This window comes from Sphaerisporangium sp. NPDC004334, from assembly GCF_053602655.1.
In genome coordinates, this window is record NZ_JBSGDZ010000007.1 from 68,819 (window position 1) to 87,952 (window position 19,134).

The following is a 19,134-nucleotide window of genomic DNA, read 5'->3' on the forward strand; positions in this document are numbered from 1 at the left end:
CCGCCGTCCGCCGCACGGGCCCCGCATGAGCGAGTCGACGGACCTCGGGTACGCCCGGGTCGACATAGACAGGGAGGCCCGCCAGGGACTGCCCGAGATCGTCTACGGGCCGGGAAAGCAGGTGGCCGAGATCGCCGGGATCGTCACCGCCCTGCTCGACCGCAACACCGGCCCGGTCCTGGTGACCCGCGTCGAGCCCGGCGCGGCCGCGGCCGTGCTCGCGCTGGTCCCCGGCGGCCGGTACGAGGAGGCCGCGCGCCTGCTCGTCTGGCGCGAGGCGCGGCCGATCGGCCACACGGTGGCGGTGGTCACGGCGGGGACGGCGGACGGCCCGGTGGCCGCCGAGGCCGCCGCCGTCGCCGCCGCGCTCGGCCTGCGCACCACGATGGTCAGGGACGTGGGCGTGGCGGGAATCCACCGGGTGCTCGCCGCCGCCGACGACCTGCGCGCGGCCGACAGCGTGATCGTCATCGCCGGCATGGAGGGGGCGCTGGCCAGCGTCGTCGGCGGGCTCGTCGAGACGCCGGTGGTCGCGGTGCCCACCTCCACCGGCTACGGGGCCGCGCTGGAGGGCGTGACCGCCCTGCTCGCCATGCTCACCTCGTGCGCGGCCGGGATCACCGTGGTCAACATCGACTCCGGGTTCGGCGCCGCGCTGGCTGCCTACCGCCTCACCAGGCGGCCAAGGTGATCCTCTACCTGAATCCGTTCACCGGCCTGGCCGGCGACATGCTGCTCGGCGCGCTCCTGGACGCGGGCGCCTCGATCGACGCCGTGCGACGGGCCGTCGCCATGACCGGCCTGACCGGCTGGCGGCTGGAGGCCGAGCGGGTGCGCACCGGCGCGCTGGTCGCCCTGCGGGTCCGCATCGACGTCGACGACGACGCCACCGAGCGCCCCGCCTCGGCCCTGATCGAGATGGCCTCCCGCGCCGGACTGCCCGTCGCCGAGGCGGCGCTGACCGCGATCGCCGAGGCGGAGGGCGCACTGCACGGAGTCCCGGCCGCGGAGGTCCACCTGCACGAACTCGGCGGGCACGACTCGCTGATCGACATCGTCGGCTGCGCGGCGGCGCTGGAGGACCTCGGCGTGACCCGCGTCCACTGCGCGCCGCTGCCTCTAGGCGGGGGCACCGTGCGAACCCGCCACGGCACGCTTCCCGTCCCCGCTCCGGCCACCCTCGCCCTGCTCAAAGGGGCACTGGTGCGAGGCGGGGAGGCGGGGGAGGCGGTCACGCCGACCGGGGCGGCCCTGCTGCGGGCCGCGGGCGCGGTGTACGGTCCGGCGCCGGAGATGGAACTGCTCGCCACCGGATACGGCGCCGGAACCCGGGTGCTGCCGGACCGGCCCAACGTGACCGTGGCCATGGTCGGCCGGCCCCTCGCCGAGCCGGGCCGCCAGGTCGTCCTGTCGACCAACCTCGACGACGTCACCGGAGAGGTCCTCGGGCACGTGATCGCGCGCGCCATGGCCGCGGGCGCGGCCGATGCCTGGGCCACCCCCGCCGTCATGAAGAAGGGCCGTCCCGCGCACGTCCTGCACGTGCTCGCGCCGCTCGAGGCGGCCGAGCACCTGCAGGAGCTCGTTCTCGCCGAGACGGGGAGCCTCGGCCTGCGCCGCCACGTGGTCGAGAAGGTCGCGCTGCCCCGGCACTTCGAGACCGTGAAGCTGTACGGACACCAGGTGCGGATGAAACGCGGGCCGTGGGGCGTCAAACCCGAGCATGACGACCTGGTCGTCCTGGCCGAGGCCACCGGAAGGCCGCTGCGGGAGCTGGCGCGAGAGGCCCTCGACGCCCTGTGACCCGCGTGCGGGCACTTCCGGTGTCCTCTAACAGGCGGAGCGAACCGGGGTCAGCGGTAGCCGGCCGCGGTGATGTTGGCGTGGACGGCGTTCTCGGTGGCGTCGGAGGGGTAGCCCGCGACCATGGCCCCCTCGTAGAAGGTGCCCGCGCTGAGGTTGGCGCCGCCGCCCGGCTTGCAGCAGTCGCCGCCGCTGCCCAGGACGATGGCCCCCTGCTTCTTCATGGGGCTGTATCCGTTGGGCAGGGAGCCGTCCCACAGGGTGGTCAGGCCGCCGGACTGCGCGTTGCCGCCCTTGATGGCGAAGCGGGAGGTGCCGTTGTTCTTCAGCGTCGCAGTGACGAACTTGCTGTTGAAGGCCCGCTGGTTGGGGTTCCACGAGCTGCTCCCCCCGGGGAACAAGCCCCACTCCAGGTCGGCCTGGACCCAGGGACCGGAACCTGAGCAGCCGCCGAACCAGCAGCTGGTGCCGAAGTAGATGGCGTCCATGGCGCCCGCGGCGTCGGCCTTGCGGGTGGTCTCGCTGTTGCCGTAGTCGAAGCAGCATCCGCTGTTGACGTGCGTGCCGCTGGTCACCATGTACATGCCCTCGGGGGCGGTGCCGGTCGGGACGCCGGTCAGGTGGCCGTCGCGCCAGTAGCTGTTGCCGGGGTTGATGTACAGCGAGTACGCCTTGTTGTTGCCGACCGTCAGCGATTCGGTGGTCGCCCGGGCGGGGCTGCTGGAGGTGGAGCCGGGGACCTGGCTCGACCCCTGGTACCACAGGTCGTTCCCTCTGCCTGACTGGTCGTACAGCACGGTGATGACGCACGTGGTGCCCGAGCAGAAGGAGTCCTGGGACGCGGCGTTGGCGACGCCGCCCTGGCTCAGCACGCCGATGTTGCGGGTGGTGTTGTCCGACGAGCGCCTGACCTGGTACAGGTTCCCGTTATAGGCGCTGTACAGCGCCCGCGTCGTGCTGTGCGCGGCCACACACGGGGTGCCGCCCGAGGCGTAGATGTCACACGGCAGTCCGGTGCCCGGGGTGGGCGTGGTCGTCGGGGTGACCGTGGGAGTGGGCGTCGGGGACGGCTGGGCCGAGGTGCTCCACTTCTGGTTGTTCTGGCCGTTGCAGGTCCACAGGATGACCGCGGTGCCGTTGGCGGTGCCCCCGCCGTTCACGTCCAGGCACAGTCCCGACTGGACGCCGGTGATCGACCCGTTGGAGTTCTGCCGCCACTTCTGGTTGTTCTGCCCGTTGCACGACCAGATGACCACCTGTGTGCCGGGCGAGGTCTGGGCGTTGTAGGCGTCCAGGCAGCGTGTGCCGTTGAAGGTCCGTAGCTCCCCGGCCGAGGTGAACTCGAACGCCTGGTTGGCCTGGCCGTTGCAGTCGTAGATCTGCATCGCCGACCCCTGCGTGTCGACGTTGCCCCGCACGTCAAGGCAACGCCCCGACGACGCGCTGACCAGCGGCGCCGTCGCCGCCGACGCCGGCACCGACCACAGCAGCGTGGCCGCCAGCAACGCCATGAGACAGGCGGCCATGGCCACCGGCGACCATGGCCGGCGACGGCCGGACGGGGGAACAGGTGATGAGCGCATTGTTCAACTCCTTGGGGGGTGGAGGCACGGCGGTGACAGGGCTCGTGCACGCCGTGGCCGCCTCGGGGCCAGCGATCGCCGTGTCCCGGGCGGAAGGGTCACCGTGCGCGCGGCCGGAGGGGGCGCGGCACACCCGTGACCGGCGAATCGATTCGCGATTCAGGTCTTCTTCCGTCCGGCCGGAGCGGGCGGACGGCATTGTTAGCGCTAACACATCGGGACGGGCCAGCGCTCCCTTCCGTCGGCTGAGCCGGAGGTGCCTATGCGCACCGAAGCACATAGGACGGGCCGCGTTCTGTCAAGATCCAGCCAGGGTCGTTTAGTCGCATTTGTCGGTAATAGGCGGAGTTATCTGCCCATTTCTCCGCCCGCGGATGTGTTCGTCGATGAGCGGCGGTGAAACGTTCATCGGTGACGGCGGGCGCTCGGCGCCGAACCCGCCTGGTGGACGCCGCTGACGCACCCGCCGCCGCCGCAAAACGGCTCGTCGTGCCCTGGCGTTTTTCGCGCAGGTTTCCGCGCTCGCTCGCGGCGGACGGGGCACCGAAACACCCCATTCATGTCTCCGACACCCGCCATTGACATCGCGCCGCAGCGAAACCTAAGCTGCGTGCGAATCGGTTCGATGGATCGGTTGTCCCCCCAGCACGAGCCGTCCGCCGGGCCGAGCTGCTCACATTCGCGCCCGCCGCCCGGAGCCTTTCGTGAGGAGTGCGAGATGAACATCGGCGTGTCGTCAGGCAAGTCATCCGCGGACACCACCCCCGGCAGGCGGCGCAGACGCCGGTACGGCCTGGCCGCCCTGCTCTCCTTCGGCGCGCTCGTGGCCGCCTCCGTCCTGCCGACGGCGCCGGCCCAGGCCGCCGACCAGTCCATCACCGTCAACTTCTCCACCGCCGGCGGCGCACCGACCTACCGGGCCTCCGGCTGGATCTACGGCATGACCGAGAACGGCGCCGCGCCCGCGGACAACTTCTTCACCGACGTGAAGTTCCGGTACATGCGCGCCGGCGGGGCGCAGCTGGACAGCCCGGGCGGCTGGGTGTCGGGCAAGTACGACCGCCGGTGGAACGCCACCCGCGCCCAGTTGCTGCGCACCCGGTCGCTCGGCGGGCAGTTCGTCCTGCTGGTCCACGACCTGTGGGGCGCCGACGGCTACCCGATCTCCCGCTTCCCCGGCGACAACGGCAACTGGACCGACTTCGACAACTTCCTCACCCGCCTGATCAGCGACGTGCAGGCGACCGGCGCCCCGGTCCAGTGGGACCTGTGGAACGAGCCCAACATCACGATCTTCTGGAACCGTCCCCAGTCGCAGTACTTCGAGATGTGGCGGCGCGCCTACCAGCGCGTCCGCGCGGCCTTCCCCTCCCAGCTCATTGTGGGCCCGAGCCTCGCCGGCGTCCCGTCCACCGGCGGCTGGTGGACCCAGTACCTCGACTACGTCAAGGCCAACAACGTGGTCCCCGACATCGTCAGCTGGCACTCGCTGCCCGGCGACCCGGTGGCGAACGTGGCGACGGCGAACACCACCCTGGACTCCCGCGGCATCGCCCACCCGCGCCCGTACCAGATCAACGAGTACGGGGCGTCCAACGAGCAGAACCCGGCCGACGGCGCCTGGTACATCGCCCGCCTGGAGAGGGCCGGCGCCGACGGCCTGCGCGCCAACTGGGCCAGCGGCGGCAACCTGCACAACGACCTGGGCAACCTGCTGATCCACAACTCCTCGGGGCAGTACCAGACCAAGGGCGAATGGTGGGTCTACCGCTTCTACGGCTCCCAGACCGGCCAGATCGCCTCGGTCACCCCGAGCGCCAACTACGACGCCTTCGCCACCAAGGCGAGCGGCAACGCCAAGGTCCTGGTCGGCGGCGGCACCACCACCGGGAACGTCGCGGTCAACCTGCAGGGCCTGAACACCACCAGCGGCATCGTGGAGAACAACCAGGTACGCGTCCTCGTCGAGCGCATCCCCTACAACGGCGGCGGCGCGGTGAGCGGCCCGGTCACCGTCCAGAACTCTGTGGCGACCCTGTCGGGCAACGCCACGACGGTCAACCTGCCGCACACCAGCGTCGACGACACCTTCACCATCACGCTCCTGCCGCCCTCCTCCGGCCCCGGCCCGAGTCCCACCCCGACCCCGACCCCGACCGCCGGGGCGGCGTCGGTGCTGCGCAACGTCAACGCCGGCCGGTGCCTGGACGTCCCGAACGCGTCCACCACCAACGGCACCCAGCTCAATCTGTGGGACTGCGGCACCGGCGCCAACCAGCAATGGACCCTGACCTCCGGAAAGCAGCTGCAGGTGTACGGCAACAAGTGCCTGGACGCCAACGCGCAGGGCACCAGCAACGGCACCCAGGTGATCATCTGGGACTGCAACGGACAGACCAACCAGCAGTGGAACGTCAACTCCGACGGCACCATCACCGGTGTGCAGTCCGGCCTTTGCGTGGAGGCGAGCAACTTCGGCACGGCGAACGGCACGAAGGTCCAACTGTGGTCCTGCACCGGCACGACCAGTCAGAAGTGGACCCGGAGCTGACCCGGCCGGCGCCGGCCCGCCGGGCATGACGGACTCATGACGCGGGAACGGCGCCACGCCCGTGAGTGCGACGGCCCGGCGGCGGGATCTCCCGCCGCCGGGCCGGCACGCGTCTGAGCCGGAGCGGAGCCGCCGCCGGGCGGACGTGCGTCACGTCCCGAGTTCGAGTGATCTCCGCCGGTAGGTGTTTCACACTTATTCTCGGTGGTCGTCGAATCGATTCGTCATCGACCGAAACCTTCTGACCCCGCATCTCCAGGGAGCACGTCCGCACGCCGCCGTGCCGGAAGCGTTCTTCGCGGGCTCGATTCGACCTACGATGTGCGTGTCGGGTCGGTCGGGGTGAGGAGCGCCGTGAACATCGGGGAGATCGCCAGGCGGTCGGGGGTGTCGCGTAGCACCGTCTCCTACGCCTTGAGCGGCAAGCGTCCGGTGTCGCAGGACACGCGGAGGCGCATCCAGGCGGTCATCGACGAGCTGGGCTACCGGCCCAACGCCGTGGCCAAGGCGCTCAAGGAAGGCAAGACCCGCACTCTCGGGCTGGTCATCCCTCCGGCCAGCAGGCGGCTGACCGACATGCAGCTCGGCTTCGTGGCCAGCGTCGTCGACGCCGCGGCGCGCGCCGACCTGGACGTGCTGCTGTCGCCGTCGGGGGGCGAGCACGACCGTTCCTTCGAGCGGGTGGTCGGCGGCAGGCGGGTGGACGGCGTCATCCTCATGGAGATACGGCTGGAGGACGACCGGGTAACCCGTCTGCAGCAGAGCGGGCTGCCGTTCGTCGGCATCGGCCGGACCGGCCACCCCGAAGAGATGTCCTGGGTCGACATCGACTACGAGACGCTGATCGCCAGGTGCGTGCACCACCTCGCCGACCTGGGGCACCGCCGCATCGCCCTGGTCAACCGGTCCGCGGAGCTGGTGGCGGCCGGGTACGGCCCCGGCCACCGCGCGCAGGCCGGCTTCACGCGCGCGGTGGCCGAACGCGGCCTGCAAGGCGTGCAGAGATGCTGTGCCGACGAGGCCCAGTCGGGGGTCACCTGCGTCGAGCGGCTCCTTGACGACCACCCCGATCTGACCGCCGTCGCCACGATCAACGAGGCGGCCATGCCGGGCATGTACCGCGCCCTGGCCCAGGCGGGCCTGGCCGTGCCGCGCGACTTCTCCATCATCGGCGTCGCCGCCCGCGACTGGGCGGAGAACCTGCACCCACCGCTCACCGCCGCCGACGTGCCCGCCGACGAGCTCGGCGCCCGCGCCGTCGAGATGCTCATCCAGCGCATCGCCGATCCCGCCATCCCGCACCGCCATGTCCTGGTCGCCCCTCCCGTCTCCCTGCGCGGGACCACCGGCCCCGCCGGTCGGCGGCCGGAGGCGGGAGATCCGGGAGCGCGCTGACCGGTGACCCCGGCCGCGGGAGGCGGCCGGTGATCGGGAGGCGGCCGGTGATCGGGACGGGGCCGGTGATAGGGGACGGGACCGGCGATCGGGACGGGGCCGGGGGAGAGGCGGGGCCGGGAGATGCGTCGCGCCGGCCGGTGGGGCGTTACTGGAACGAGGCGTCGTCGACGGAGAAGCCGTCGGTGCCGGCCGCCGTCTCGACGTAGAAGCTCGCGCCGGTCAGCGTCCCGCTCCACGACACGGTCGCCGTGCCGGAGAGCTGGGTCCAGCCGCTGGAGTTGACCGCCGCCGCGGGGGTGAGCTGGATGTAGCCGGTCGTGCCGCCGGCGGTCACCGCCAGGGTCGCCTTCGCGCTGGGCGTGCCGCTCTGCGCGCGCACCCAGACGCTCGTGGTGTAGCTCTTGCCGTTGGTGAGCTTGGAGGTCACGTCCTGGGTCGTGCCGTTCCACGACGCCGTGCGCCCCGTGATCGACAGCGACCGTGCGCCGCCGTGCGGTGTGGTGGTGCTGGAGGAGAGGGTTCCGCCGGAGGCGCCCCAGCCCGTGGTGCCGCCTTCCATGTCGCCGTTGGTCAGCAGGTTGCCGCCGCTGCTCGTCCCGCCGGCGAACTGCCAGTAGTTGACGTTGAACAGGGTGCCGGAACCGCCGGTGAAACGCAGGTACAGGTCGTGGGTGCCGGTGGCGCCGCTGACGGGGCACGAGACGGTCGTCCAGGTCTGCCAGCCGCCGGTGCCGTTGACGGTGCAGGTGCCGACCAGGGAGCCGTTGACGCCGTCCAGGCGCAGTTCGATCTTGCCGCCGCTGTTCGCCGAGGCCACTCTGGCGCTGAAAGACGTCGCGCCGGAGCCGAACGCGACCCCCTTGACCTTGATGTGGTCGCCGTTCTCGATCCAGCCGACGTTCATGCCGCCTTCGCTCGCGGGTTCGGTCTCCACGCCGGACTCCCAGGCGATGGTCTCCGCTTCCTGGCGGGTGTAGGGGTTGAGCGTGCCCACCTGGGGCGCCCCGGTGGTGGTCATGTTGATCGTCGGGATGCTGCCGTCGGAGTTGTAGGTGAACCTCTCGACCGCGACCGAACGGGTGTAGCCACCGCCGCCGGGCAGGGCGCCGTTGTGGTAGAAGAAGTAGGAGTTGCCGTTGAAGTCGATGACCCCCGGGTGGTTGGTGAACGAGGCGCCCTGGGTCGGCATGACGGTGCCGCGGTAGGTCCACGGCCCGGTGGGGCTGGAGGCCGTCGAGTAGCCGATGAACTCCGAGCAGCACTTGGCGGCGAAGATGTTGTAGTAGGTGCCGCCGCGCTTGTAGACCCAGGGGCCTTCCTCATACAGGGTGGGACGGCTGGTGTTGCCCGTGCGGGTGCCGAACCCGGAGGTCGTGAGCGGGATCTGGGTGGGGGAGCCGCTGTAGGAGATCATGTCGGTGTTGAGCCGGACGTACCACAGGTTGGGGTTGCCCCAGTAGAGGTAGGCCTGGCCGTTGTCGTCGATGAACACCGTCGGGTCGATCTCCCCGTTACGCACCAGGGCGTGCCCGATGGCGTCGGTGAACGGGCCGGTGGGGCTGGTGGAGACGCCGACGCCGATGGCCATCTGGCCGCTCGCGCGGTCCTTGACCGGGACGTACCAGTAGAACTTGCCGTTGCGGTAGACGGTCTGGCCGGCCCAGGCGTCCGAGGCGGCCCAGGAGAAGGTGGACAGGCTCATCGGCGAGCCGTGGTCGGTCCAGTTGACCATGTCGGCCGAGGACCAGACCCGCCAGTCCTTCATGGTGAAGTAGGTGGAGTTGTCCTCGTCGTGTCCCGTGTAGAGATAGACCCGGCCGTTGTAGACCAGCGGAGCGGGGTCGGCGGTGTAGATCGTCTGCACGATCGGGTTGTCGGCCCTGGCAGGCAGGCCGGGCAGGAGTGTCACGGCGCACAGCAGGCCGATGACCAGCAGCAGGCCCCGTCCGAGCCGGTGCCCGGCTCGGAGCCGGTAGGCGGTTCTCAACGTCGACTCCAGGATTGTTAGCGCTAACAACTGAGGTGGTGCCGGGCCGGCGGTGACGTTGGCGATGACATCCCGCCCCGCTTCCCGGCCGGTGGTGAGCAACTGTCGACCTCCACGGCGGGGATCGCCCGGCGTCCGCGCGGCTCGTCCGCCAGGGCCTGCGCCGTGGTGGCGGGCCGGTGGAACGCGGTGGCGACATCCGGGGAGCCCGGCGGTGAGAATCTCACCGCCGGGCTCCCCGGGTCGTACGCCGCGAACGGTGATGGTCAGACGCGGGTCCACTTCTGGTTGTTCTGGCCGTTGCACGTCCAGATCTGCACCTTGGTGCCGTTGGCGGTGCCGCCGCCGTTGACGTCCAGGCACTTGTTGGCGCCGACCGCGGTGATGCTGCCGTCGGAGTTCAGCCGCCACTTCTGGTTGTTCTGCCCGTTGCAGTCCCAGATGATCACGGCGCTGCCGTTGGCGGTGCTGCCGCCGTTGACGTCCAGGCACTTGTTGCCGTAGACCCGCAGCTCGGTCGCGCTGGTCGCCGTCCACTGCTGGGCGGCCGATCCATTGCAGTCATAGAGCACCGCGGCGGTGCCGTTGGTCTGCGACCCGCCGTTGACGTACAGGCACCGGCCCGACCCCACGCCCCGGAGCGCGTTGCCGGTCGGCGTCGTGCCGCCCAGCTCCTTGATGCGGACGTTGCGGAAGGCCGCCGTGTCGCCGGACCCGTGGTTCTGGATGCCGATGTACCCCTGCTGGAGGGACCGGACCGAGTCGGTGTTGGTGAAGTCGTTGATCTTCACGCCGTTGAGGAACACCTGCAGCCGCTCGCCCTCGACGAGCAGCTCGTAGGTGTTCCACTGCCCCGCCGGGTTCAGCGCCGCGTCGCGGGCGGTGGTGTCGGCGGCCTTGGCCCCGTTGACGGCGCCCGTCGTGTAACCGGCGGTGTCGCTGGCGTCGATCTGCACCTCATAGCCGTTGCTCAGGGCGGCGTTGGGGTCGCTGGTGGACGGGAAGCCGATGACCACGCCGGAGTCGGAGTCGCCGGTCAGCTTCCAGTCGAGCTTGAGCGAGTAGGACTTGAACTCCTTGGCGCTGTACCACAGCATGCCGAGGCCGTCCTGCGAGGTCAGCGTGGCGTCGCTGTTGGCGAAGGACCCCGAGCCGGCCTGCGACCAGCCGGTGGTGGAGCCGTTGTACAGGGTGGTGTACCCGGTCTCCGGACGGCAGTCGGCCTTCACCGCTCCGGCGGCGTAGCGGATGCCGCCGAGGAGCAGCGTCCGGAAGTTGGTCTCGGAGAAGGAGTCGATGGAGTGCCCGAGGCCGGTGTAGAAGGCGCGGCCGGCCGACTGCGGGTGACACCAGGTGATGGGGTGGTCGCCGCTCATGGAGCCGCCGCTGTAGCTGGACTCGTCCAGGTTCTGCAGCACGTGCACGCTGGAGCGCGGGTTGGTGCGGTAGTTGTACCACTCGTCGGTGCGCGACCAGGTGGCCCCGAGATGGGACGTGGCGGCGTGCGCGCGGTCCTCGGTGCGCACGGTGGCCCGCTGGATCGCCGGGTGGTTGTTGAACCAGGCTCCGACCAGCCCGCCGTAGTAGGACCAGTTGTACTCGGTGTCGGCGGCGGAGTGCACGCCCACGTAACCGCCGCCGCCGTCGACGTAGGACTGGAAGGCGCTCTGCTGGGAGTCGTTCAGCACGTCTCCGGTGGTGCTGAGGAAGACGACGGCCTTGTACTGCGCGAGGTTGCCGGAGTTGAACGCGCTCGCGTCCTCGGTGGCGTCCACCGAGAAGTCGTTGGCCGCGCCGAGGTCGCGGATGGCCTGGATGCCGGCGGGGATGGAGTCGTGCCGGAACGCGGCGGTCTTGGAGAACACCAGCACCTTGTAGGAGGCGGCGTCGGCGGGGGCGACGGCGATGCCGGTGACGGCGCCCACGGCGAGCGCGGCCACCAGCGCCAACCGGCGCGGGGCCGACCTCTTGCTGCCGCTCCCTGCGCTTCGGCCGGGGATCAGATGTCGGAGCATGGGGGGTCCTTCCAGGTCGTGACGTCGTGACGCGGCAGGGGGCCGCGCCACGACGTCACATGAGCCGATGAACAGGGAGGGTCAGACGCGGGTCCACTTCTGGTTGTTTCCGCTGTTGCAGGTCCAGATCTGGACCTTGGTGCCGTTGGCGGTGCCGCCGCCGTTGACGTCCAGGCACTTGTTGGCGCCGACGGCCGTGATGGTGCCGTCGCTGTTGAACCGCCACTTCTGGTTGTTCTGCCCGTTGCAGTCCCAGATGATCACCGCGGTGCCGTCGGCGGTGGCGCCGCCGTTGACGTCCAGGCACTTGTTGCCGTAGACCCGCAGCTCGGTCGCGCTGGTCGCCGTCCACTGCTGGGCGGCCGATCCGTTGCAGTCCTGGATCACCGCGGCGGTGCCGTTGGTCTGCGACCCGCCGGTGACGTACAGGCACCGGCCCGACCCCGTGCCCTTGATCGTGGTGGAGGTCGGGTTGGTGACGGTCCCGGTGTCCAGGGTGAAGGCGTCCAGGTCGAACAGGTAACCCCCGCCGGTGGAGCCGCGGAAGACCAGGTACAGCGTGGTCGTGCCGGAGGGCGCGCCGCTGAGGTTGGCCGTGGCGTCGACGTAGGTCTCCCAGTTCCCGGTGACCGGCACGGTGACGGTGCCGAGCAGGGTGCCGGTCGCCGAGCCGGCGCGCACCTCGATGCGCCCGCCCGCGCCGGCCGAGGCCACGCGTGCGGTGATCTTGGTGGCGTTGCCCAGCGCGTACGGCTGGAAGGAGATCCAGTCGCCGTCGTCGATGTAGCCCACGGTGTTGCCACCCTCGGCCGGGGTGTGGGCGGTCGCCTGGACACCCTGCTGGGCGCCGAAGTGCTCCGCCTGGCGGTGGCGCGGCTGCAGGGTGCGGGTGCTGGTCGTGGTCAGGCCGCCCTTGTCGGTGTAGGAGGCCACGAACACGCCGTAGATGTTGGCCGCGGCGTCGTGCTCACCGTCGGTCGGCACCGTCAGGGTGCCGCTGCAGCCGTTGGCGGTGGTGATCTGGTGGCGGTGGCTGTCGTGTCCGAGGAAGTAGGTCACCGACACCGTCGAGCAGTCGATCGTGCCGTCCTCCGGGTCGCTGACGCTGACCGTGAAGGGCACCGTGTCGCCGAAGGAGAACAGCTGGCCGTCACCCGGGCTCGTCAGCGTGACCGTCGGTGCCGTGTTGCCCACGCTCACGCTGACGCTCGCGCTTCCGGTCAGCCCCTGCGGGTCCCGGACGGTCAGCGTCGCGGTGTATGCGCCGTCGCTCGAGTAGGTGTGGCTCGGGTTGGCCGAGGTGGAGGTGCTCCCGTCGCCGAAGTTCCACGAGTAGCTCAGCGCGCCGCCCTCGGGGTCGGAGCTGCCCGAGGAGGAGAAGTTCACCGTCAGCGGCGCGGGGCCGGAGGTCTTGTCGGCCGCCGCCTTGGCGATCGGGTTGCGGTTGGCCGCCGTGCCGATGTACTCGATGCGCCACAGCGCCTGGTTGTTGCTGCCCGTCCCGTAGTCCAGGACGTACAGGGCGCCGTCGGGGCCGAAGGCCTGGTCCATCACCTGCGTGCCCGACCAGGGGAACGCGGAGATCTCGCCCCGCGAGCCGTCGCTCTTGACCTCGATCGCCTTGATCCACCGGCGGCCGTACTCGCCGGCGAAGAACCTGCCGTCCAGTGTCGAGGGGAACTTGACGGAGGAGTTGAGCGAGGCGTCGTAGCGGTAGACCGGGCCGGCCATCGGCGACTCAGAGCCGCTGCCGAACTCCGACGGGGAGCCGGAGTCGCCGCCGTACTTGATCCAGGCCGGCTTGGCCGCGGGAAGGGTGGTCAGGCCGGTGTTGCGGAAGGAGTTGTTGGTGGGGCCACCGGAGCAGTTGTACTTCGGACCGGTGCTGTTGCTGTTGAAGTCCCACTCGTTGTAGGTCTCGCTGCTGGTGTTGGTGCCCGTGCAGTACGGCCAGCCCATGTTGCCCGGGCCGGTGATCCGGTTGAACTCCACCTGGCCGCTCGGCCCGCGGTTGGAGTTGGTGGAGCCCGCGTCGGGGCCGTAGTCGCCGACGTAGACGACGCCGGTCGCCTTGTCCACCGACATGCGGAACGGGTTGCGCAGGCCCATGGCGTAGATCTCGGGGCGGGTCTTCGCCGTCCCCGGCGGGAACAGGTTGCCGCTCGGGATGGTGTAGCTGCCGTCCGACTCCGGGTGGATCCGCAGGAGCTTGCCGCGCAGGTCGTTGGTGTTGCCCGCCGTGCGCTGCGAGTCGTACTGCGGGTTGCGGTTGGTGCGCTCGTCGAGCGGCGCGTACCCGGCGGAGTCGAAGGGGTTGCTGTCGTCGCCCGTGGTCAGGTACAGGTTCCCCTGGGCGTCGAAGTCGAGGTCGCCGCCGACGTGGCAGCACAGGCCGCGGTCGTTCGCGACGACCAGCACGACCTTCTCACTGCTGGTGTTGAGCGTGTCGTCTGAGTTGAGGGTGAACCGCGACAGGTGCAGCTCGCCCTTCCAGGAGTCGAACTGCGACTGCGTGCCGGTGGCCGGCGCGTCGCCGCTCGGCGTGCTCAGCCGCGGCGAGAAGTACAGGTAGATCCACCGGTTGGTGGCGAAGTTGGGGTCCACGGCGACGCCCTGCAGGCCCTCTTCGTCATGGGTGTAGACGTTGAGCTTGCCGGAGACCTTGGTGTTGCCGTTGACGTCGGTGACGCGGAGTGTGCCGTCGCGAGCCGTGTGGAGCACCGACCGGTTCGGCAAGACGGCCAGCGACATCGCCTCGCCGAGCTCGTTGCCGCCGGAGGCGAGGTTGATCTGCTGGTAGTCGGACGCGGGGATGGTCAGCGCGTTGGCCGCCGGAGCGGTGAGAACGAGGGCTCCCGGAGCGACCAGCGCGAACGCGGTCAGCAGCGTGAGCCACCAACGTCGGGACATAGGGGGATGGGTCCTTCCTGCCGTGCGAAACGCCATGGTTTGTCGAGATCAGCTCGCGCATGCTCTGCGCGCAGAGGCGACGGACGTGCGCGCGAGTGGGGGCCGCCGCCCGCGCGCACGTCCGTCCGGGGTCACCCCCGGCGCCTCTCAGTTACGGGTCCACCTCTGGTTGGCTCCGCCGGTGCAGGACCACACCTCGACGAGCGTGCCGTTGGCGGTCGCCTCGCCGGTGACGTCAAGGCACAGGTTGGACTGCACGCTGGTGACCGTGCCGTCGGCGTTGAGGTTCCACTGCTGGTTGGTGCCGCCGCTGCAGCCGTTGATGACGACCCGGGCGCCGGCGTTGGTGCCCTGGGCGTCCAGGCACTTGGTGCCGTACACCTGGAGCTGCTTGCCCGAGGTCGCGATCCACTGCTGGTTGGCCTGCCCGTTGCAGTCCCAGATCGCCACCTGGGTGCCGTTGGTCTGCGTCTGGCCGGGGACGTCCAGGCAGCGGCCCGACGCCATGCTCCGCAGCACGTTGGTCGGGGTGCCGCCCGAGCCGGGAGTGATGGACAGGTTGTCGAACTGCGCCGTCTCGGTCGCACCGGTGGCGAGGCCGACCTGGCCGGCGCCCCACATCGTGTCGGTGACCGTGCCGACCGTCACGCCGTCGATCGCGGCGGTGATCGTGGACCCGGAGAACCCGAGGGACAGGGTGTGCCAGCGGTTGGTGCCGAGGGCCGCCACGGTGCCACTGCTCAGGGTCGTGGTGGCGTTGGAGGCGGTGTTGCGCTGGATCGACCAGGCGCCGCCGTCGGTCACCCGCAGGTAGTAGGCATTCTGCCCGGCCGGGCTGTAGTGCTGGGTGCCGCCGCGGCCGATGAGCTTGACGTAGCCCGACTGCTCCAGCAGGACGTCGGAGGAGACGGTGTAGTTGCTCCAGCTCACGTCGCCGAGCAGCGCGTAGGGGTCGTAGTCACCGTCCCACGTGATCGGCATGCGCGGCGCCATCTGGCGCACGCACCTGCCCGCGCGGCCCCCGCCACAGGCGGTCACCTCGAAGGCCCCCTGCTGGTCCATCAGGTACTTGGCCTCCTTGCCGACCTCGTACCCGTCGTAGTTGTCGGAGTAGGGCAGCGGCATCGAGCCCTGCGCGGGGCTGGTGGCGGTGCCCTTGCCCTGGCCGGTGGTGGTGGTGATGGTGTAGACGCGGCCGGGCTGGACGGTCAGCGAGAAGGCGCCGCCCGAGGGGGTGATGTCACTGCCGCGCACCATGTGGTCGGCGGAGTTGTTGGAGTTGAGGTTGGTGGACCACACGTGCACGGTGCCGGTGGACAGGCCGCCGGTGACGTTGAAGTTCAGCGTCTGGGCCGCGCCGGCGTCCATGGTCTCGATGATCGTGCTGTAGTCGGAGTTGTTGGTCGACTTCAGCGAGACGTAGCTGCCGTTGTTGCGGCTGCCGCCGATGTACCCGCTGGAGGAGTCCAGGTACTTCCACCCCGGCGCGGTGAACTGGGTGGTCTGCGCCATCGTCCAGGCGTTCTTGCCGATGTTGTAGTACCCCGACCACGGCTGGGGCGCGATGGCGACGCCCATCGTGGGCCACGGGATGTTCGGGGTGATGGCGGCGACGATCGGCCAGTTGAGGTAGGCGGTCATCTTGCCGTCGATGTAGTCGCGGTTGATGCCGCGCGCGAGGGCCTTGGCGCCGTCGTTGTAGTCGTCGGACCCGTTCTCGCTGGCCCACAACTGCTTGCCGGAGTTGATGGCGTTGTTGGTACTGGGGCAGTTGGTCTGCGCGCTGCGATAACCGCACACGTAGTGGTTACCGTAAATGTCCACGGCGTTCCGGAACGCGGTGTTGTTCACCGCGTCGTCGGCCGAGCCCCAGTTGGTGTCATCGGCCACGATCTTGACGTTGCTGAAACCGTTGGAGTCCAGGGCGGCGTTCAGGTTGATGTACCAGTTGAGGTCGCGCCCCCGCTCGTTCCAGCCGCCGAGGTAGTCGATGGTCAGCCCGTGGCTGTTCTTCGCGCACTTGAGCCAGTCGACCAGGTAGTTGATCATGTCCTGGGACCAGAAGTTGCGGTTGCCGATCCAGCCCGGCGCGCCCCACGAGAGGCCGGCCAGCTTGATGTTGGGGTTGCGGGCCTTGGCCTGCTCCATCAGCCACCACTCATAGCCCCGGCCGCAGTCCAGGTCGGCGGAGGTGTGCCGGTGGCTCGGCTCCGCGCCGCTGGTGGAGTTGGTGTCGCCGCCGATCTCCACCTTCAGGATCTGCACCGCGGCGCCGTACCCGGGCTTGAACATGTAGTCCAGAATCTGGCCGCGCTGGGGCTCGGGGTAGTCGACGAGCAGCCGGCTGTTGCCGCCGCCGCCGCTGATGGCGCCCACGCCGTCGAGCGTGCGGCCGCCGGAACCGCCGTTGATCGTGATCGAGACGGCGGCGTGCGCCGAGGAGACGCCGATCAACGAGAGGGCGGCGGTCAGCAGCGCGACCACGAGCGCCGGGAGGAATGCCCTTGTTCTACTTCGTCGGCTCATGTAGCGAACCCCTTCTCGGGTCGTCTCGGCAAGGAGGTCGGTCCGAACGAGCAGGTGTGAACGAGGCCGGATCCGGTTGACCGGTCTGGCGTTCTCGCGCATACCTGAACCTCCAGTGCTGGTCTCGATGGGATACGCGGGGGAGCTCCGTGCGTCACGACATGGGGCATCGTCGGCCCGTGTCTCAGCCGGGGCTCCTGCCGCTTCACCACCGGCCCGGCAGGAGGCAGCCGCCGTGAGTGCTCAGTGTGGAAATAAGTATGAAACATGTCAAGAACGTATCGGCGAACCGATTCGACCCCAGTGGGGACCGTGCGGCCCGTGTTAGCCGGTCCCGCATGTCGTCGACGCGAGACCGCCCGTCGGAAGGAGGCCGCCGCCTCTGAACGTTTCATCGCCGGGCGGTCCCGGGCCGGTCCTCGTCTCGCGCGTCAGATCTCGTCGGTGAGTCGCGTGGGGACCTGGCCGAGATGGCGGCAGGCTGACACCTTCACCGGCGGCCGGCCGCGGCCGGTACGCATCTGTATGGAGCGCGCCGCCGGTTCTAGGGCGTGGCGCAGATGGCCGAGCCGATCAGCGAGGTCACCGCGGCCGGGTGGGAGATCAGCGTGAGGTGCGACCCGCCCTCGAACCGGCTGACCCTGGCGTGCGCCCGCCGGGCCATGGACAGTTCCGCGGACGGGGTGATGATCCGGTCGCCGGTGCTGATGAAGTACCAGGACGGGATCGACTTCCAGGCCGCGGCCGTGGCCGGCGTCGTGAACGCGCTGGTCGAGGCGGCTCGCTGGGACGCCCACAGGCGAAGGGCGGTGTCGCGCGGCAGGTCGGAGGCGAACGAGCGGACGAAGACGTCCCTCTTGAGGTACAGATCGGCCGCTCCCTGAGGCGCGCCCGGGTAGGGGACCTTGTCGTAGAGGGAGCCGGGATCGGCGTTGAGCGCGGAGTCCGGCCCGCTGAGCCGGCCGGTGGCCTCCCCGACGTCCGGCGCGGCGGCGTCGACGTACACCAGCGCTTTGACCCCTGGAACGCCCGCAGCGGCCTCGGTGATCACCGAGCCCCCGTAGGAGTGCCCGACGAGCACGATCGGTCCGGAGATGGTCTTCAGGAAGTCCGCGACGGTCGCGGCGTCGGTGCCGAGGCCGCGCAGGGGGTTGGCGATGGCGCGCGCGACGTAGCCCGCCCGGCGCAGGGCGTCCACCTCCCCGTTCCAGCTCGAGGTGTCGGCCCAGGCTCCGTGGACCAGGACGACCGTCGGCTTGGACCGGCCCGGCGACCGGCACGGCAGAGGGGTGCTCGTGAGGGCGGACGACGCTCGCGCCGTGGCGGCGGCCCGGGCGCCGGCCGTGGGCGCGGCGGCCACCGACGCGGCGGCGACCGACGCGGCGACCATGGTGAGCGCGGCCACGGATCTCGTCGGCTTCCCGGCACGTGAGCGGTTCATCGGTCCCCCTGGGCGCTCTCTCCTGATCGCCATCGCGTTCCGGGGGCACGGCGGGTGCCACCGCTCACCCTCGGACTCCACTGACGTGAGTCTGCTCTCCGGGAGGCGGGGAACCAACCCGGAGCCGGCCAAGACATGGCCAGCCTTCCCCTGACCTGCTTGGCCGTCCCACGGGAGGGGGCGTAGGGCGCACGGGCGGCGCGAGTCGCCTTCTCCCCGCCGAGGGTCCGCGTGCCGCCAGATAGTATTGAATGATACTGTATCGACTGATACGATCGTTGATGTGACGAACTCGGATGCGTCGAGCGGAGGGGGCGTTGATCATGGAGGTGTACGAGGCGGTCACGAGCCGCCGGGCGGTGCGCGGATTCACCGGCCGGGAGGTCCCGAGGGAGCTGCTGGAGCGCGTGCTGGCCGCCGCGGCCTGGTCGCCGTCCGGATCGAACCTCCAGCCCTGGCACGTCTACGTGCTGACCGGCGAGCCGCTGGCCGAGCTCAAGAAGCGCGCCGGCGAGCGCCTGGCCGCGGGCGACTCCTGGGATGAGCGGGAGTACGAGATGTACCCGGCCACGCTGAAGTCTCCGTACCAGGAGCGCCGATCCGCCTTCGGCCGGGAGCGCTACAGCGCGCTCGGGGTCTCGCGTGAGGACTGGGAGGCGCGCCAGAGGGCCGCGGGGGAGAACTGGCAGTGCTTCGGCGCACCCGCCGCCCTGTTCTGCTACATCGACCGCGACCTGGGCCGGCCCCAATGGGCCGACGTGGGGATGTACCTGCAGACCGTCATGCTGCTGCTGCGTGCCGAAGGGCTGCACAGCTGCCCGCAGATGGCCTGGTCGGTGTACCGCAGGACCGTCGCGGAGATCCTCTCGCCGCCGGACGAGCTCATCCTGTTCTGCGGCATGTCGATCGGGTTCGAGGAC

General features: G+C 70.2%; 10 protein-coding genes and 1 pseudogene. 5 read left to right on the forward strand and 6 right to left on the reverse strand.

What is annotated here, in order from left to right; genetic code table 11:
- Positions 1-25 precede the first annotated feature (25 nt).
- Entirely contained in the window at positions 26-691 is a 666-nt protein-coding gene (gene larB, locus ACWEN6_RS10445) for a nickel pincer cofactor biosynthesis protein LarB (RefSeq protein WP_354926770.1), read from the forward strand.
- A complete protein-coding gene (gene larC, locus ACWEN6_RS10450; protein ID WP_452569941.1) occupies positions 688-1,803 on the forward strand; it encodes a nickel pincer cofactor biosynthesis protein LarC in 1,116 nt (371 codons plus the stop codon). The genes larB and larC overlap by 4 nt, the downstream gene beginning before the upstream one ends.
- A 50-nt stretch (positions 1,804-1,853) precedes the next feature.
- On the opposite strand, the gene ACWEN6_RS10455 is transcribed toward larC, so the two are convergent.
- The gene (locus tag ACWEN6_RS10455; RefSeq protein WP_452569942.1) at positions 1,854-3,386 is read right to left on the reverse strand and encodes a lectin; all 1,533 of its coding nucleotides are present in this window, start codon (positions 3,384-3,386) and stop codon (positions 1,854-1,856) included.
- A 718-nt stretch (positions 3,387-4,104) separates the two neighbouring features.
- On the opposite strand from ACWEN6_RS10455, the gene ACWEN6_RS10460 reads away from it, so the two are divergent.
- Together ACWEN6_RS10460 and ACWEN6_RS10465 are read left to right on the forward strand one after the other, a co-directional pair.
- Positions 4,105-5,937, forward strand: a complete 1,833-nt coding sequence (locus ACWEN6_RS10460; protein ID WP_452569943.1) for an RICIN domain-containing protein — start codon at positions 4,105-4,107, stop codon at positions 5,935-5,937.
- A 354-nt stretch (positions 5,938-6,291) separates the two neighbouring features.
- Positions 6,292-7,332: a LacI family DNA-binding transcriptional regulator gene (locus ACWEN6_RS10465; RefSeq protein ID WP_354926762.1), complete on the forward strand. Its 1,041-nt coding sequence runs from the start codon at positions 6,292-6,294 to the stop codon at positions 7,330-7,332.
- Between the two features lie 148 nt (positions 7,333-7,480).
- Here the strand turns inward: ACWEN6_RS10465 and ACWEN6_RS10470 are convergent, their stop codons facing one another.
- From ACWEN6_RS10470 to ACWEN6_RS10490, 5 genes are all read right to left on the reverse strand, one after another.
- On the reverse strand, positions 7,481-9,322 hold the full coding sequence (locus ACWEN6_RS10470) for a family 43 glycosylhydrolase (RefSeq protein ID WP_452569944.1): 1,842 nt from the start codon (positions 9,320-9,322) through the stop codon (positions 7,481-7,483).
- A gap of 266 nt (positions 9,323-9,588) precedes the next feature.
- Positions 9,589-11,337: a lectin gene (locus ACWEN6_RS10475; RefSeq protein ID WP_452569945.1), complete on the reverse strand. Its 1,749-nt coding sequence runs from the start codon at positions 11,335-11,337 to the stop codon at positions 9,589-9,591.
- A gap of 81 nt (positions 11,338-11,418) precedes the next feature.
- Positions 11,419-14,247: a carbohydrate-binding protein gene (locus tag ACWEN6_RS10480; RefSeq protein ID WP_452569946.1), complete on the reverse strand. Its 2,829-nt coding sequence runs from the start codon at positions 14,245-14,247 to the stop codon at positions 11,419-11,421.
- Between the two features lie 147 nt (positions 14,248-14,394).
- Complete coding sequence (locus tag ACWEN6_RS10485) at positions 14,395-16,773, reverse strand: ricin-type beta-trefoil lectin domain protein (RefSeq protein ID WP_452569947.1); 2,379 nt, start codon at positions 16,771-16,773, stop codon at positions 14,395-14,397.
- A gap of 544 nt (positions 16,774-17,317) precedes the next feature.
- Complete coding sequence (locus ACWEN6_RS10490; RefSeq protein WP_452569948.1) at positions 17,318-18,214, reverse strand: alpha/beta hydrolase; 897 nt, start codon at positions 18,212-18,214, stop codon at positions 17,318-17,320.
- 323 nt (positions 18,215-18,537) lie between these two features.
- Between ACWEN6_RS10490 and ACWEN6_RS10495 the strand changes: the two are divergent.
- Positions 18,538-19,113, forward strand: a pseudogene (locus tag ACWEN6_RS10495) (nitroreductase); the annotation flags it as partial.
- Positions 19,114-19,134 lie beyond the last annotated feature (21 nt).

Coding starts and splice junctions, on each gene's coding strand:
- larB (WP_354926770.1), top strand. CDS start 26: ATGAGCGAGTCGACGGACCTCGGGTACGCCCGGGTCGACATAGACAGG.
- ACWEN6_RS10455 (WP_452569942.1), bottom strand. CDS start 3,386: ATGCGCTCATCACCTGTTCCCCCGTCCGGCCGTCGCCGGCCATGGTCG.
- ACWEN6_RS10460 (WP_452569943.1), top strand. CDS start 4,105: ATGAACATCGGCGTGTCGTCAGGCAAGTCATCCGCGGACACCACCCCC.
- ACWEN6_RS10475 (WP_452569945.1), bottom strand. CDS start 11,337: ATGCTCCGACATCTGATCCCCGGCCGAAGCGCAGGGAGCGGCAGCAAG.
- ACWEN6_RS10480 (WP_452569946.1), bottom strand. CDS start 14,247: ATGTCCCGACGTTGGTGGCTCACGCTGCTGACCGCGTTCGCGCTGGTC.
- ACWEN6_RS10485 (WP_452569947.1), bottom strand. CDS start 16,773: ATGAGCCGACGAAGTAGAACAAGGGCATTCCTCCCGGCGCTCGTGGTC.
- ACWEN6_RS10490 (WP_452569948.1), bottom strand. CDS start 18,214: ATGAACCGCTCACGTGCCGGGAAGCCGACGAGATCCGTGGCCGCGCTC.